Source organism: Paenibacillus sp. NPDC056722, from assembly GCF_042790635.1.
GTDB lineage: Bacteria > Bacillota > Bacilli > Paenibacillales > Paenibacillaceae > Paenibacillus_AQ > Paenibacillus_AQ agri.
Genome location: NZ_JBHTYV010000001.1, coordinates 554810 through 570657, shown reverse-complemented (window position 1 = coordinate 570657; position 15848 = coordinate 554810). Strand labels below are relative to the sequence as shown.

The window sequence follows — 15848 nt, the reverse complement described above, 5'->3', positions numbered from 1 at the left end:
AATTGAAGATAATGTAGAGGAACGATCTAAGATGATACAAGAAATTTTAACTTACTTTAAAGCAAATCCTGGCTGGTCTCTAGCAATTACAGTTTTTACTACCGTTCTTATTTGGTTGTATAAAGAATTCAAAGTATTGATGGAGAAAGATAATAACGATAAATTAGCTCTTCTTCAAAAACAGCTGGATCTTTATTCGTCTATGGAAGCTGCGATAGCTCAAGTCATTCATAGACCAAACGATGCTTTCGCTGTACAAAATTTCTATAATAAGCTTGGTAAATCAAGTTCCTACTTCACGAATGACATTAAAAAGATTGTAAGAGATTACTATTTGCGAGCAGATACGTCCATTTTACGGACACTGATGACTTTTATTCAATTAGAATGTGATAAGCTTCATAAAGAAAAATCGAAATTAATATCCTCTAATACTTCTTCTGATGTGTTTGAGACAGTTTTCAGGTTATATAAACCGTTTAAACCAATTGTATTAGTTTTCGTTATTGTTTTTGTGACTATATATTTTCTTCTTCTTTCACTGAATCAAAACAATATTCTAGCAGTTATTATTCTGTTTATAATTTTCATCTCATTGATTATAAGTGGATCAGTAATTTGGGGGATTATATCTTTAGCGATGGAAGGTGATTTAGGGATATATGGTAAATACAGATGGTCTCTTACAATTTTTTTGATAGGCTCACCATTTGTAATGTTGCTTGATTTAAGATTATCAATCTTATCCTTGTTAATACAGATTGTTCTCATTGTCTTATTGGCTAGAAGTAGGGAAAATCAACTGGTTAGATTATAGATATAAGGTATGAACGAATGAGAGATGTAGTGATCTTAAAAATGATATAAGCAAAATTCGAAGAGAAGACCAGATGTGATTCTGGTAAAGTTAGGATTTTAGCAAACAAGTCTCCCATCAATTATACTCTTCTTCTTAACAGTAAAAAGGGGACCACTTCCCAACTAACAGCATTTTTGTACCTTATATTTCTTAAATATAGGAAAATAAGTGTATTAAGTGCATTATTGTATCTTATTTTCCGAAAAAACGAACTGGAAGGCCTATTCTGGAAGATTTAAGGTACAATATTGCCTTTAATTCCCTCTTACCCGTAATTGCAGAATAATTAGGATACAAAAATGTCGTTAATTACACTTCAGCAATTATTAGGCTGCTCCCTAGCAGATCCTCTGCAACGGGAACGGTCTTGGGGCCGCTGTTTTTATAAATTCCAGAATTATTTCGTAATATCGCTATAACAAGAAGCTCAAACTGTAAAATGCACATCAAAAAGCCGTCACCCAGTAGAGATGCTACACAGGGACGGCCTTTTTACAGATAACACTGGTATCAGCATCGCATTCCACTATATCCCCGACCGACTCCGCAGCTCCTGCAGCCGCTCCATCACAATCTGCACAGCGATAGCATCATCCAGATAACCCAGCGGGAAAACATAATCCGGAATGATGTCAGTCGCCGAGACAAAATAGAACAATCCGCTTCCCAGAATAGCACGTTCCTCTGAGGGGAGGTCAGTGCTGCTGTAAAGCTCATACATGCGATGCAGTTCTTCAATGAAAGGTCCTGCACCGTTGACGCTTTTTACTTTGTCCGGAAAATCGTTATGGATCTTTCGTGCACCCTCTTCGGTGAGGACATACGGTTCGTATTTACTGAGTTCCCGTTGAACGAGTTCTGCAGTAAAATGATGATCGATCAGGTTGAAGGCCTGCAGGGTTTCCTTGATGCTGGTGATGGAGGAATGAATGTCGGAGGTCGGAACTGGGGGAGTGGGCACAGCAGCGCCATAACCGGCGGCCTGGAATAGATCGGAGAGGGGGGCTTCCAGATGCAGGGCGAACGCCTTCAGATGCTCTGGCTTGGCCCGCTGTTTGCCGTTCACAATGCGGGAGATCGTTGCGGTATCCATGCCGGTCAGGGCGCTTAACTTCCGCATGGAGAGCCTGCGCTCTTTGAGCAAATTCGTCAGCATCTCCCCGAGAGCAGGGCTTCTCTTCTCATCAGACATATGCATTTCACCTCCTGTACAGGGTGGTGTTGATATCAATTGTTGAGGAAATCTCAACAATTTTACTTGGGACGCGCACCATTTTGTGTATATCTCAATAGTATGACTGTAAACAGAAACAAGGAGTGAACAAAACCATGGTCGCGTGGCTTCTCATTTTCGGCTTTGCCCTCTCATCCAGTCTGGATAATTTAGGTGTTGGAATATCTTATGGGATTCGTGGCATCCGTATTAACCATTTCTCAAATTTAATCATCGCAGTGATCTGCTTTATTCTAAGTATGGTCGGTATTCTCTCGGGTCAATGGATGGCGAAGGTGTTGCCTGGTGTAATGCCCGTTGTGATCGGTGCCCTGCTGCTCTTTATCATCGGGGTGCGGATCATTCTGCTAGCGGCGCCGCGTAAGAAGCGGGAAGCTGTTCAAGAGAGTGAAGAAGCCCGTGAGGAAGGGGGTGGATCACTGACCGGAATTCTGCAAAATCCAGAACTGGCCGATAAAGATAAATCCGGCTCGATCGGCATTCTGGAAGCGATGGTCCTGGGGGTGGCCTTGGCCGCGAATGCAGTCACGAACGGCGTAGGCGCAGGGCTGATCGGACTGTCTCCGCTGGCGATCTCTTTAACGGCGGCCATCGGGAGTTATGTGACGGTTTGGCTCGGTGTAGTTCTCGGGCGAAAGCTGTCTGGTGTGCGGATTGGTTCGTTTACCTTAGGGCAATTCAGTACCGTGTTAAGCGGAATTATCATCATTTTGATTGCATGTAATTCATTTTTTGATTAAGCGGCGCATATTACTGGACGAAGCCGTCTCGACACTGGAAGCAGTGGAGGGACGGCTTTTTGGCGTGGGATTACAGTGACGTAGAACGGGTGCATTGACATCGTAGTTTTAGACAAAAAATCATGAATTCAGGTAAAGACAATTTCCTCAAAAAACCATACATTTAAAGGGATCAATGAACCTGAAGGAGTGACTACACAAATGAGAAATAGGAAAATTATGTTCGTCAGCCCAAATCAAGTAGAAACGGTGGAAGAGGCGTTTAAAGCCCCAACTCTCGGGGAGAATGAAGTCCTTGTTCAATTAATATATTCGCTGATTAGCCCTGGAACGGAGCTGGCGATGCTGGCGGGTACGGAGTGGTGGGCCAAGCTCCCGCTTAACCCGGGTTATGCCAGTGTTAGCCGAATTATTGAAGCTGGTGCAGGCGTTAAAGATGTACAAGTCGGAGATGCTGTTTTCCACTATGGCAGTCATAGCGAATACCAGGTGCTGGAGGTTAAGGACGTTGTACTGAAAGTGCCGGACGGTTTGGATTTGAGATGGATTCCTTTCACTCGGATGGCTACCGTAGCCTTTACTTCGGTTCGCGTGTCGAACATTGAGCTTGGCGACAAGGTAAGTGTATCCGGTCTTGGATTGGTCGGCAATCTGGCCGCTCAATTGGCCCGCTTGCAAGGTGCAACGGTGATCGGGGTCGACCTGTCGCAGGAACGACTCAAGACAGCTCGTGTGTGTGGTGTGGATTATGCGCTAGATGGTAGCAGTGGTAAGGTGAAAGAAGAATTGATGGCGCTTACTAATGGTCAGGGTGTATCATCTCATATAGAAGCCACTGGGATTTCCAAAGTTGCAGTTGACAGTCTGGAGTACATCGGCAGCCAGGGTGAGATCATTCTGCTCGGTAGTCCGCGTGGAGAGTACAACACAGATATTACAGATGTACTCAACTATTGCCATCTGTATAACCGTGGCTGTATTACGTTCAAAGGGGCGCATGAGTGGCGTTATCCGACAGAACCTAACCAGTTCGTGAAACACTCGCTGGTGCGTAATTCCAAGATCGTCTTCGAACTGATGCAGCAGAACCGTCTGCAGATCGAGCCGCTGATCAGCCATGTGATCAAGCCGGAGCAAGCCAGTGAAGCTTATGCAGGACTAAGAAATAACAAAGACCAATACAACGGCGTGCTGTTTGATTGGGCCTAAGGAGGACAAAGACATGTTAAGAGGATTGACTACGGCGGGTCTCGGCGAGATTGCGTCAAATGAAGAGTATATCAGAAGTGCGGCTGAGTTCGGGTTCCAGGCGGTGGATCTTAATCCGCTAGAGCTGATCCAGGAGCTTGGGCAAGAAAAAGCGTTAGCGCTGCTGGAAAGCACCGGGATTACCATCGGTTCCTTCGGTTTGGATGTGGATTGGCGGAGCACGGAAGAGAATTTCCGGGCGGGGTTGGAACCGCTTGTACGAGTGGCGGAAGCAGCAGCTGCTCTGAATTGTAAGGCGTGTTGCACATACATTCTGCCTTCTACCGACCTGCCAGCGGCTCCATTCATGATTGCTGCTACACGTCGTTTGAGACTGTGCGCGGACATTTTGGGGGCGTACGGTATCTCGCTGGGTCTGGAGTTTGTCGGCAGTAATCATCTTCGTACACAGTGGGCTAATCCATTCATCTGGACGATGGAGGATACGCTCGAGTGGATGGAGGCGATCAACTCCCGTAATGTTGGCCTGCTACTCGATTCCTACCATTGGTACACGAATGGGCTGACCACCGATGACCTGCTCAAGTTGAAGCCGGAGCAAATCACGCATGCTCATATCAATGATGCCAAGGAACTGCCAATCCCTGAACTTCAGGATGGTGACCGTCTGTATCCTGGCGAAGGTGTGATCGATCTTGCCGGCTTCTTGGAAAGTCTCGTGAAGATTGGTTATAAAGGTGTTGTCGCTCAGGAAGTGCTGGCTCCAGGCAGCGGGCAGACTTCGCAGGAATTGCTGGCTCGCTCTAAGGCTGGATTTGATAAAGTGTTCGCACCGCTAGGGTTATAAGATAACGGGCGGGGTTAGCGCACTAGTACGTGAAGCCCTGCCAATAAGGAGACCTATTCATGACTGAATTCAGAGGTAAAATCGCTGCCCATGCCATCACTTGGGGCCAGAATCATCTTCAGGCCGTGACAGAGATTTCTCAGCTTGGCTTTCGTGGAATCGAACCGTGGGCGTCCTTTGCGCTCCAGTACGAAGACAAGCCGGAAGAGTTCAAGGAACTGCTAGCCGGATACGGACTAGTGATCACTGGGCTGTACGGCGGAATGCCGGACGGGCAGCATCAGCGTTTTGGAAACTTGGAGAACCGGGAGGACATCATCCGTCATAATGTGCGGCTAGCCCAGCTTCTCGCGAACTTGGGCGCAGATATTCTCGTGCTGGGTCCCGGCGGGACAAGAGAGCAGCCAACTACGTTGGAAGAACTCAAAGTCGCAGCTGAGACAATAAATGAACTGGCTAAGCAGACGAAAGCGCTGGGAGTGAAAGCTTGCCTGCATCCTCACCTCTGGACGGAAATTCAGGATCAGAACGAACTGGAAACGTTGATGGACCTGACCGATCCGGAATACGTCTATCTGGCGCCGGATTCTGCTCACCTAAAGGGAGCTGGCATGGACCCGGCAGAGGTTATTAAAACCTACCGTGATAGAGTGGCTTATGTCCACCTCAAAGACCTGACGAAGCAGAAAGCCGAGGGCGGCAATGAGAACGAACCGTTCTTTTGCGAGCTAGGCAGAGGGGCAGTCAACTTCCAAGAGGTACTCGCGTCGCTGGAAGAAATTCAGTACACCGGTTGGGTAACGCTTGAAGTGGACGAAACGACGAATACCCCGTATGATAGCATGAAGACCTGTCGTGATTACGTGGAGAAGGAATTGTTGATTCCGGTCAAAGCCTAATACCGTTGCAGGATGGAGACACCGCAGAGAGAAGGGAGCCGCAGCCGTGGAGCAGTCTTGGATTAACCATATTTCCCCCTATGTCAGAGCCGCTAGAATTCAGAAGTCCACTTCACTAGCCGGAGAATGGATGGATCCGGATCATGTGTACACCTATATTGATCAGGGTGAGGCAGAGTTCTTTCTGAATGGCGTGAAATATCTGGTCAAGGAAGGGGATGTGCTGTTGATGCATCCTTTCATGCCCCATATCATCAAGTCATCCTCGGCGCTCCCGCTGGTGCAGTGTATTCTTCACTTTGATCTCTACTATGACGAGCAGAGGCATGCGGGCCGTCCCGATGCCATGAAGCACAGGGAAGAGGAGATGGAGCTGGCTTCCATCGCCCCGGTAACCCGTTTGCCTCTGGCAGACCGGATGGATATGAAGAAGAAATTCCTCATGCTGCAAAAAGAACTGAGCGATCCATCACCAGCCAGCCCGTTGCTGCTTAAATCTATCTGCCTGGAGCTACTCTACACCTTTATGAAGAGCCACTCGCTTCCCGGGGAAACGGAGGGCAAGTTAACGAAAGGCTGGCCGCTGCTGGAAGGTGCCATTCATTATATTCATGAGCATTATCACGATTCTCAACTCAGCAACGAAAGTATTGGCAAACATGCGGGTGTAACAGCGAATCATCTGTCTTACTTGTTCAAAAGCCAGCTTGGCATTACGATTCATAATTATCTGAAACATGTCCGAATTGAACAGGCGAAGCTGCGAATTCTGCAAGGCCGTCAGAATTTGACCGAGATCGCGGAGGAGACCGGGTTCTCCAGCATTCATCTGTTCAGCCGTATCTTCAAGAATACGGTAGGTGTCATGCCCAGTAAATATGCAGCTGCACAGTCGGCGCTGAACAAGCAAGATCTCCTCAGCCGCCCGATGTAGCGGCGCCTCATCCTCAAGAAGGATGAACAATCAACCTTTCACTCAACCGGAAGGTTGATTTTTTTATGTCCGTTTTAAGCTAGGATAGGGTTCAGTAGATGATAAAAAATGGAAAATATACTTCAATAGCATCTATCCAATAGAAGAAAACTACACTAGCAAGAGAGCCGAGTGCAAAAATCCTATGTGATGGAGTAGAGTAGACAGCTCATTTGGAAGATATTATGCTATGAATGTAGGGATGAAAGAAGCCCTATACTTTGAGCAAAGTGTATTCCAAGTAGACCACTTAAAGGAGCTAGAAACCGTGCACAAATCATTAATTGTACGGGGGAAAAAAATGCACGTAGAGATTTTTGGGAATCAGCAATTATCTGCTGTGCTTTTTCTTCACGGAGGCCCCGGGGAAAGCTGCTACGAATTTGTATATCATCAGGCTAAGAGACTCTCAGAGATATTTCATCTAGTAGCTATAGACCAAAGAGGAGTATGTCGTTCTGAGGAAATAAATTCAACAGAAGAATTTGGACTTCGTGATTTAGTTGAAGACTGTGAAGAGTTGAGGACTCAGTTGGGAATCAACATGTGGGCTGTGATTGGGCATTCGTTTGGTGGTTATGTTTCATTGCTGTATGCTTCGGCTTATCCGGATTCAATTACGAAAGTCATCTTTGAATGCCCAACGTTTGATTTTTCCTGGACTTCAAAAAGTTTGCTGAGAAGGGCGTCTTCTGTGTTCTTATCTTTAGGAGATCCTAATAAATCTGCAGAATGCAAAAGCTTAGCAACAAGTGACTTGCAGAGCAAAGAGCTTTTTGATCAGTACTTACGCCTTGGCGAAGAGTTAGGGGAGAAAAAGGCTGAAATTTACCGGGTGAATAATTTAACTTCAATTGATTATTCCGCTTATACGGATGAGGAATGGGAACTTTTCGCCGATCGAACTGAAATTCATCTGAACCGCCTGCGAGAAGAAGGGCGTATGTTCGAATCCATTGTACCATTGCTCACTACCCTCTCTGTCCCTTCAATGCTTATTTTAGGAGAGGCCGACCCTGTAACTTGCGATAGCCATATTCAAGCTTATGATCAGATATCAAATGGTAATAAAATTATGGTTGAAAATTGCGGCCATACCCCACATGCAGAAAGACCAGATTTATATGGATTAATTGTTTCTACATTTTTGTTGTCAGATAAATAGTAAGAAACATCATCGCATGTGTGGCAGTTGATATGGAGGAGATCAAGGGAACGTAATTAAATAATCAAAGACTTCAGTGGTGGTACGGGATATTCGCAGCGGTGGAAGCAGCTCGCACCAGCGGACTGCTTCAATAGCACTTTGCCTATGTGGTAAAATGTACTTAATCATTAAAGCACTAACTATAGGTGAGGAGGCAGTTTAAGATGGACTTGGGTTTGAAGGATAAGATTGCGTTGATTACCGGCGGAAGCAAGGGGATCGGGCTGGAGACGGCAGTGACACTGGCGGCGGAGGGCGCCAAGGTGGCGATCGTCGCCCGGAATCTGGAGTCGCTCCAGGCGGCAGCGGAGCGGATCAAGGAAGAGACCGGGGCAGAGGCGCTGATTCTCTCCGCCGATGTCTCGGTAGAGGAAGAGGCGCGCGGTGCAGTGGAGCAAGCGGCGCGGCATTTCGGCGGACTCGACATTCTGGTCAACAATGCCGGGACGTCGGCGGCGAAGCCGTTCGAAGAGGTCACAAGCGAAAGCTGGCATAGTGATCTCGATCTGAAGCTGCTGGGGTCGGTGAATACCGCCAAGGCAGCAGTTCCTCATTTGCGCCAACGCGGAGGCGGCGCGATTCTGAATGTGACGGCGATCAAGGGAAAGGCGCCATCTGCTTCGTCTCTGCCGACCTCGGTTAGCCGGGCGGCAGGTCTTGCACTCACGAAGGCGATGAGCAAGGATCTGGCCGGGGACAACATCCGCGTCAACGCGGTGTGCATCGGCCTGATCCGCAGCGACCAGATCGAGCGTAAGTGGAAGTCTGTCGCTCCTGAGCAGAGCTGGGAGGAATTTGCTTCGAACCCGAGCCACGGCATTCCGCTGGGGCGGATTGGCCAGACGGAAGAGGCTGCTAAGGTTATAGCTTTCTTAGTCTCCGGCGCGGCCTCTTATGTAACGGGAACCGCCGTGAATATTGACGGGGGAACATCGGCAGTGTTGTAGAGAATCAGATGTAATAGGCAGATTCGACACCATATGATTATGAAAAGGGCAATTTTTCAGGCCGCTTGGCCTAGAAATTGCCCTTTTTTGCGTGTAAGCACAAAAAAACATGTTTGACAAGTGATAAACTGAACTATTTTACCTGGTAAGTGTCACTTATAATGAACACGATAATGAAAGGAGAGTACCCTTTATGCCCATCAAGATTATCACTGACAGCGGTTCCGATCTACCTCTTGATTACATTAATAAGTACGATATTTCCGTGATCCATCTGCCGGTTCACTTCGGACATGAAGCCATGCCGGAGGGCGCTTGTACTGCGGAATTCTACGACAGAATGCGTGATTCCAAAGAGCTGCCAACGACAGCCAGTCCAAGTCCGATGGTATTCCTGGAAGCGTTCAAGAAAGTAGAGGAAGGCACCGACATCATGGTCATCTGCATGTCCTCTAATATCAGCAGCACGTATCAGGCTGCCGTGATTGCCAAGGAGATGTATGAGGATGAAGGGTATCCGAATGCTATTGAAGTTATCGATTCGAAGAGCTTCTCCGGGGGACTCAACGTTGTTTTGGCCCAAGCTGGGAAATGGTCGCAATCCTATACCACCTTACAAGATCTGAAAGACAAGGTTGTTCAGCAGAGCGAAGAAGTCAATGCCCTCTTCACACTAGACACATTGGAGAATGTAATCAAGGGTGGGCGGCTCAATCGGCTGTCCGGCGCCGTAGCATCTGTGCTGAACATCAAGCTCTTGCTCAAAATTGGTGACGACGGCACAGTAGAGGTGGTCGAGAAGACGCGCGGTCTTCCGAAAGCGCTGAACCAGCTTCTGGCCCGGCTTGAAGAAAAGCAGCATGATTACGAGAAGGCAGTCCTCGCGATTGTTCACAGCAATTGTGAGAAGCTGGCACTTGAGATCAAGGAACGGATTCTGGAGCGTCACCCTTTTAAGGAGGTCGTATTCTCCTGTATGGGACCTGTGATGGGAACTTATGCCGGCGAAGGCGGAATCGGAGTTGCTTTTTAAATAAATGAACAATATGAATAATCGTACATGGGGATAATATCCTGTGTACGATTTTTTGCTACAATCGTGGAATATTAATAATTTAGATAATCTTTAGATTCGGTTTAGATGAGATTTAGAATGGCAGGATATAGTTAGGTTGCCAGGGTCCTGCATTTTAGGATTTTACCCAAGACACCGGGCTGGCCTAGACTCGTATACAGATATAGATACATAAAGGGGGATCACCGTGTATACCATTCTGATTGCCGACGACGAGACAGAGATTGTGGAATTGCTGCAGCTCTATTTAGAGAAGGAGTACAACATTCTGGAGGCGCACAACGGCACACAGGCACTGCAACTGATGCAGTCCAATCACATCGACCTGGCGATACTCGATATTATGATGCCGGGCATGGACGGGCTGCAATTGTTGAAAAGAATTCGTGAAACGCATTTCTTTCCGGTTCTGTTCCTGTCCGCCAAGAGTCAATACCATGACAAGATTCTGGGTCTTGAATTGGGCGCTGATGATTATATCGCCAAGCCCTTTAATCCGCTGGAAATTGTCGCCCGGGTGGGCGCGTTACTGCGGCGGGTGAACCATTTTGACGCTCCGCCCGCAGAAGAGAAGAAACAGAATGAACGGATTGAGCTTGGAAGTCTGGTGCTGGACCGCAGCGAATGCGTTCTTTACCGCTCCGGGGAGAAGGTCAGCTTGACCTCGACCGAATATAAAATCCTTGAGCTGCTGATGGAACAGCCGGGACGTGTGTTTACCCGCAAAAAGATATATGAAGCCGTATGGGAAGATTTCTATGTGTATGAGGATAACAGCATCATGGTGCATATCAGCAACATTCGTGACAAAATCGAACGCGATTCCAAAAAGCCTGAGTATTTGAAGACGATTCGCGGATTGGGGTACAAATTTGAAGCGCCCGTGGAAAACTAGAGATCAGAGACCGCTGCACATTTCCCTTACGCTAGACTTTTTGCTATTTAACTGTATGCTGCTGATGCTCGTGCTGGGCGTCTATATTTTCATCAATATTGATGTCACTATTAATTCCGGCAAAAATGTCATCGCTGACGCCAACCTGAAGATAGAGGCCCGGGAATATCGGGGTCAGCCGGCAAATGGAATTGAAAACCGGCGTCTGCTGGAAAGCGGCGGATGGCTGGAGGTCCTCGATAATGAGAGGAATGTTGTGAGCACCGTTGGTGAAAAAAGAGATGAGGTATCCCAGTATAGCGAGGACGCTATTTACGAAGCACTGGAAAACAGGAAAGACCAGCCCTACTACTACTCCATGGCTCGTATGGATGAGGCGCATCATGACGCTGGGTGGCTGCTGCTCAAAATTCCGCGTGATCGTGTGAAAATCTCCATTAACAGCGATCCGCTTGAGGTCTACTTGAACCAGTCGGTATCGTTTTATGTCTTTGTTGGTACCGGACTGATTATTCTATTGACCGTTATTTACAGCTACTGGGTGGCCCGCCGGATCAAGAAGCCGCTGCGTATTATTACCCTGGGGCTCAACCAGATGACTGAGGGGAACTACAGCATGCGTATCAAGTTATATGCTGAGAAAGAATTTGCCCGCATCGGCGACACCTTCAATTATATGGCGGGCGTGATCGAGAGAACTACACGTGAGAAGGCTCAAGCCGAGGCGAGCAAGCAGCAGCTGATGGTGGATCTCTCCCATGATTTGAAGACACCGATTACGAGTATCCAGGGCTACGCTCAGGCGCTTGTGGAAGGACGCGGAGAGGACAAGGAGCGGCAGACGCGTTACTTGACCTATATTTATAACAAATCCTCACAGGTCACCAAGTTGATCCAGAATACACTGGAACTGCTGAAGATTGATTCACCAGACTTCTTACTGCGGGTGGAGCGCCAGGAGCTGGGAGAATTTTTGCGGGAGATCGTTGCCGAGACCTATGGTGAGATTGAGCAAAAGAACTTTGATCTGAAGCTTAACGTTCCTGATCATGAAGTCATGGCCAGCTATGATGCCGAGCTGCTGTCCCGGGTGATTCACAACCTCATCGCTAACGCTCTGGCTTATAACCCGCCGGGAACACGGCTGCGTGTTGAGCTGATGCCTTCAGATGATAAGATAGCGATTGAAATAGCCGACAACGGTATCGGCATTCCACAGGAGCTATGGCCGACCATCTTCGATCCGTTTGTTCGTGGGGATGAAGCGCGAACAGCTAGCGGAGGAACTGGACTTGGACTGTCCATCGCTAAACGCAATACAGAGAAGATGGGCGGGACGCTTCATCTGAGCCGAAAGGGCAAGGATGCAACGATTTTTACAATTGAGATACCTAAATAAAAAAACAAAGAGGATTGGAGGGATACTGTGGCGAAATTGAACGTGTTCATTCGTATTTGTATTGCTGTTCTACTGGTGCTGGGCATCGTGTATGTCGGCACCTTGGTGGATTTTATTTTCAAACCGGTGCTATCATTGTTCAGTGTAATTATCATTCCATTGATGCTGGCGGGATTCTTCTATTATCTGCTGCGTCCGCTGATCAATGCCATGGAGAAACGCAGGATCAACCGTTCGATCTCCATACTGATTGTGTATGTAGTGATAGCGCTATTGCTGCTGGTGCTCAGCATCGGCGTGTTCCCATCCCTGCGCACACAGCTAGTGAATTTGGTGAACAATGCACCAAGTCTCTTCGCCAACATGAACGAGCAGATTCGCAAGCTGGAGGAGATTCCATGGCTCTCGTCCCTACTGCCTGGAGATATTAGCCCGCTAACCCAGGTGACTGATTATTTGAGCCAAGGCTTCAACTTGTTGACGAACTATGTGTCAGGTCTGTTCTCCTTCGTGTCTAACTTTGCTATTATTTTATTTACCTTTCCGATCATTCTGTTCTTTATGCTTAAGGAAGGCGGCAAGTTCGGGCAGAGAATCGTTAGCTTCATGCCGCAGCGTTACAAGGATGAAGGCACAGCGATGATGAGTGAGATCGACAGTGCGCTCAGCAACTTTATTGTAGGCAGAGTGCTGGTGAATCTGGCGCTGGGTGTACTGATGTACATTGGCTTCCTGATCATTGGCCTGCCATATGCGCTGCTGCTTACACTTATCGCGGTTGTCATGAACTTCGTGCCGTTCATCGGTGCAATCCTGTCGAGTGTGCCGATCTTTATCGTGGGCCTGATTCAGTCGCCGTCAACGGCCATTTGGTCGATTGTGATTATTCTGATTGCCCAGCAGATCCAGGATAACCTGGTTGCGCCGTATATTTTCGGGAAAAAGCTCGATATCCACCCGCTCACCACGATTATCCTGGTGCTGGTCGGCGGCGATCTGGGCGGCATCCTGGCGATTCTACTGATCATCCCTGTCTATCTAATTCTCAAAATTATCGTAATCAAGCTGTATGAAGTGTTTATCAGACAACGGAAGACTGAGGCCAGTCCCCCAGTATCTTCTGAACCCATAGAATAAGGAGTGTATATTCATGTTGAAAGATATCAGAGAAGGGTTTGTCCATATTTCCGATGCTGTAGTCTCCAAGATGATCGGGCTGGCTGCGATTGAGACACCTGGTATTGCTTCCATGTCCAAAAACATGTCGGAGGGCCTGACCAAACGCCTGAGCGGCAAAAGCGGGCAGCAAGGAATTACTGTTGAAGTGAAGGAGCGGGAGGTCGAGGTAGACCTGCGGATCATCGTCAACTACGGGTATAAGATCCAGGAGGTATGCCAGGCGGTTCAGCACAATGTGCGTCATGCGGTGGAGACGATGATGGGACTGTCGCTTGTGGCTGTTAACGTCAAGGTAGAAGGGATCGCCCTCGTATAGAGGATTCATTAAGAGTTGTCTCTAGGCACCATTGAGTAGGCTACCGCATAGTATGGAGCAAATCCATCTGTGGAGGTCAAAAGATTATGTCGACATATAACACAGGTCAGCAGCAGGGAGTTATCTATCAAGCCGATCCCAATGTGATCCGGCATCTGCACGGCGTCCGTGACTCACTGCACAATTCCTGTAAGCCTTATATTAATCAAAGGGTGAGAGTGCAGACCGTAGACGGACTGATTCATGAAGGCACGATCTCCGGCGTAGACAGCAAACATCTGTATCTGGGTGTGACCGCTAATCAAGGAGCCCGGGGGTATTTTAACCCGTATGCACCTTACCCGACGCCGTATCCTTCACCTGGCTATAACAGTAATGTGATTTTGCCACTGGTACTGTACGAACTGTTGGTAATTTCCCTGCTTTAAGACTGCGGAGATTGAGGGTTATGGAGCAGCGGATTCGTGCGGATAGGCTAATACAGTGAAGGGGTACTGCATATGCGGTATCCCTTTTTGTGTGCCTGACTTTTGTGCTGATGGTGCTTCGTTTTACTTCTTTTCAGTATCCTTATAAAATCCTGATAATTGTCCTTTAATCTGTGACTACAGAAGGGAAAGGATGATGGATAGTGAAGGATTTGATTTTGGAAACAAGAAGTCTTTGTAAAAGCTTTGGCAAGCAAAAAGCAGTCGAGAACATCGGCTTGTCTGTGCCAAGGAATACAGTTTACGGATTGCTCGGCCCTAACGGTGCCGGGAAGTCGACTACACTGAAAATGCTGACCGGTCTGCTTAAGCCCACTTCGGGGAGCATCCGGTTCGACGGGCATGAGTGGCATCGCCGGGATCTGACGGACATCGGAGTGCTTATCGAGAGTCCCCCCCTGTATGAAAATCTGACGGCCCGGGAGAATCTGCGGGTGCGCACAATAATGCTGGGGTTGCCGGAGTCGCGCATTGATGAGGTCCTGTTAACCGTTGATCTGACGGGAACGGGTAAAAAAAGAGCAGGGCAATTCTCGATGGGTATGAAGCAGCGCCTCGGTATTGCCATCGCTCTGCTGAATCATCCGCGGCTGCTGATACTGGACGAACCGACGAACGGGCTGGACCCTATCGGTATCCAACAGCTCCGGGAGCTGATCCGCTCCTTTCCGGCGCAGGGCATCACCGTCATTTTATCCAGCCATGTACTCTCTGAGGTAGAGCAGGTTGTGGATGAAATCGGTATTATTGCCGGCGGTGTGCTCGGCTATCAGGGCAGCGCGCATGGGGAACAGGACCTGGAGACATTGTTCATGCAGGTGGCCGCTGCGCACAGAAGGGCCGGTGAATAAATTGCTGCAATATATGCTTGTGGAAAAGCTGAAGCTTAAACGCACCTTTGCCCCGCGGATGACCTGGCTGATGCCAGCCCTTACACTGCTAATCGCTTTCTTGCTAATGGGCGGGCGCCTTTTCCAGACCGGTGCCTACAACTGGTGGTATGTCATCATGTTGCCCGGCGCGACCACTCTATTCTGTACTCTGGTCGTCCAGAAGGATGCCAATATGAAATTTCAGGGCGTGCTTGCCCTGCCAGTGGACCCACGTAAACTTTGGCTAGGGAAAGCTCTGCTCTGCATGGTCTGGCTACTAACTGTCTGTCTAATCTTCTTTGTAGGGGCTATGCTCGGAGGGCTGTGGCTGGGGCAGACGATCTTGCCTGCCCAAGGATTAATGGCATCTGTTCTGCTCGCGGTCACATTCGCCTGGCAGATTCCACTCTGCCTGTTTCTTGCTGTGACATGTGGCATGTTCATGACCATCCTGATCAATCTTGCAGGGAATATTGTACTCGGTATTTTGTTTGCTACCCGGGAGATATGGTGGGTTGTTCCGTACGCTATTCCGATCCGGCTGATGTGTCCTGTACTCGAAATCCTGCCGAACGGGATTCCAGCAGAAGCAGGTGATCCCCTGCTGGCCTGGGGGGTTATCCTGCCGGGTGTCTTGGAGTCGTTGGCACTGTGTGGTGTGCTGCTTTGGCTCACGGCACAGTGGTTCAGCAAGCGGGAGGCTTTGTAG

17 protein-coding genes are annotated in these 15848 nt (G+C 48.3%); 16 read left to right on the top strand and 1 reads right to left on the bottom strand.

What is annotated here, in order from left to right; genetic code table 11:
• Positions 1-31 precede the first annotated feature (31 nt).
• Entirely contained in the window at positions 32-817 is a 786-nt protein-coding gene (locus ACFRAM_RS02770; RefSeq protein WP_379464424.1) for a hypothetical protein, read from the top strand.
• Positions 818-1385: 568 nt separating this feature from the next.
• Here the strand turns inward: ACFRAM_RS02770 and ACFRAM_RS02765 are convergent.
• On the bottom strand, positions 1386-2051 hold the full coding sequence (locus tag ACFRAM_RS02765) for a DUF1232 domain-containing protein (RefSeq protein ID WP_379464423.1): 666 nt from the start codon (positions 2049-2051) through the stop codon (positions 1386-1388).
• 137 nt (positions 2052-2188) lie between these two features.
• Between ACFRAM_RS02765 and ytaF the strand changes: the two genes are divergently transcribed.
• From ytaF to ACFRAM_RS02690, 15 genes are all read left to right on the top strand, one after another.
• The gene (ytaF, locus tag ACFRAM_RS02760; protein ID WP_379464422.1) at positions 2189-2833 is read left to right on the top strand and encodes a sporulation membrane protein YtaF; all 645 of its coding nucleotides are present in this window, start codon (positions 2189-2191) and stop codon (positions 2831-2833) included.
• 201 nt (positions 2834-3034) lie between these two features.
• Positions 3035-4042, top strand: a complete 1008-nt coding sequence (locus ACFRAM_RS02755) for a zinc-dependent alcohol dehydrogenase (RefSeq protein ID WP_379464421.1) — start codon at positions 3035-3037, stop codon at positions 4040-4042.
• 13 nt (positions 4043-4055) lie between these two features.
• Positions 4056-4889 (top strand): sugar phosphate isomerase/epimerase family protein, encoded by an 834-nt coding sequence (locus ACFRAM_RS02750; protein WP_379464420.1) that lies wholly within the window; start codon positions 4056-4058, stop codon positions 4887-4889.
• A 59-nt stretch (positions 4890-4948) separates the two neighbouring features.
• The gene (locus ACFRAM_RS02745; RefSeq protein WP_379464419.1) at positions 4949-5788 is read left to right on the top strand and encodes a sugar phosphate isomerase/epimerase family protein; all 840 of its coding nucleotides are present in this window, start codon (positions 4949-4951) and stop codon (positions 5786-5788) included.
• Between the two features lie 46 nt (positions 5789-5834).
• Positions 5835-6722: a helix-turn-helix domain-containing protein gene (locus ACFRAM_RS02740; RefSeq protein WP_379464418.1), complete on the top strand. Its 888-nt coding sequence runs from the start codon at positions 5835-5837 to the stop codon at positions 6720-6722.
• Positions 6723-6951: 229 nt separating this feature from the next.
• Positions 6952-7926 (top strand): alpha/beta fold hydrolase, encoded by a 975-nt coding sequence (locus tag ACFRAM_RS02735; RefSeq protein ID WP_379464417.1) that lies wholly within the window; start codon positions 6952-6954, stop codon positions 7924-7926.
• 206 nt (positions 7927-8132) lie between these two features.
• Complete coding sequence (locus tag ACFRAM_RS02730) at positions 8133-8915, top strand: SDR family NAD(P)-dependent oxidoreductase (protein WP_379464416.1); 783 nt, start codon at positions 8133-8135, stop codon at positions 8913-8915.
• Between the two features lie 193 nt (positions 8916-9108).
• Complete coding sequence (locus ACFRAM_RS02725) at positions 9109-9948, top strand: DegV family protein (protein ID WP_379464415.1); 840 nt, start codon at positions 9109-9111, stop codon at positions 9946-9948.
• A gap of 229 nt (positions 9949-10177) precedes the next feature.
• Positions 10178-10885 carry a response regulator transcription factor gene (locus ACFRAM_RS02720; protein ID WP_379464414.1) on the top strand — a complete coding sequence of 236 codons (708 nt, stop codon included), beginning with the start codon at positions 10178-10180 and terminating at the stop codon, positions 10883-10885.
• Positions 10863-12284, top strand: a complete 1422-nt coding sequence (locus ACFRAM_RS02715) for a sensor histidine kinase (protein WP_379464413.1) — start codon at positions 10863-10865, stop codon at positions 12282-12284. Before ACFRAM_RS02720 ends, ACFRAM_RS02715 begins: the two co-directional genes overlap by 23 nt.
• Positions 12285-12311: 27 nt before the next feature.
• Entirely contained in the window at positions 12312-13421 is a 1110-nt protein-coding gene (locus tag ACFRAM_RS02710; RefSeq protein ID WP_379464412.1) for an AI-2E family transporter, read from the top strand.
• A 13-nt stretch (positions 13422-13434) separates the two neighbouring features.
• Positions 13435-13779 carry an Asp23/Gls24 family envelope stress response protein gene (locus ACFRAM_RS02705; protein ID WP_175369840.1) on the top strand — a complete coding sequence of 115 codons (345 nt, stop codon included), beginning with the start codon at positions 13435-13437 and terminating at the stop codon, positions 13777-13779.
• A gap of 86 nt (positions 13780-13865) precedes the next feature.
• Positions 13866-14207, top strand: coding sequence for a hypothetical protein (locus ACFRAM_RS02700; protein WP_379464411.1), 342 nt, complete (start codon positions 13866-13868; stop codon positions 14205-14207).
• Positions 14208-14410: 203 nt separating this feature from the next.
• Positions 14411-15118 (top strand): lantibiotic protection ABC transporter ATP-binding protein, encoded by a 708-nt coding sequence (locus tag ACFRAM_RS02695; RefSeq protein WP_379464410.1) that lies wholly within the window; start codon positions 14411-14413, stop codon positions 15116-15118.
• Positions 15111-15848, top strand: coding sequence for a lantibiotic immunity ABC transporter MutE/EpiE family permease subunit (locus tag ACFRAM_RS02690; RefSeq protein ID WP_379464409.1), 738 nt, complete (start codon positions 15111-15113; stop codon positions 15846-15848). Before ACFRAM_RS02695 ends, ACFRAM_RS02690 begins: the two co-directional genes overlap by 8 nt.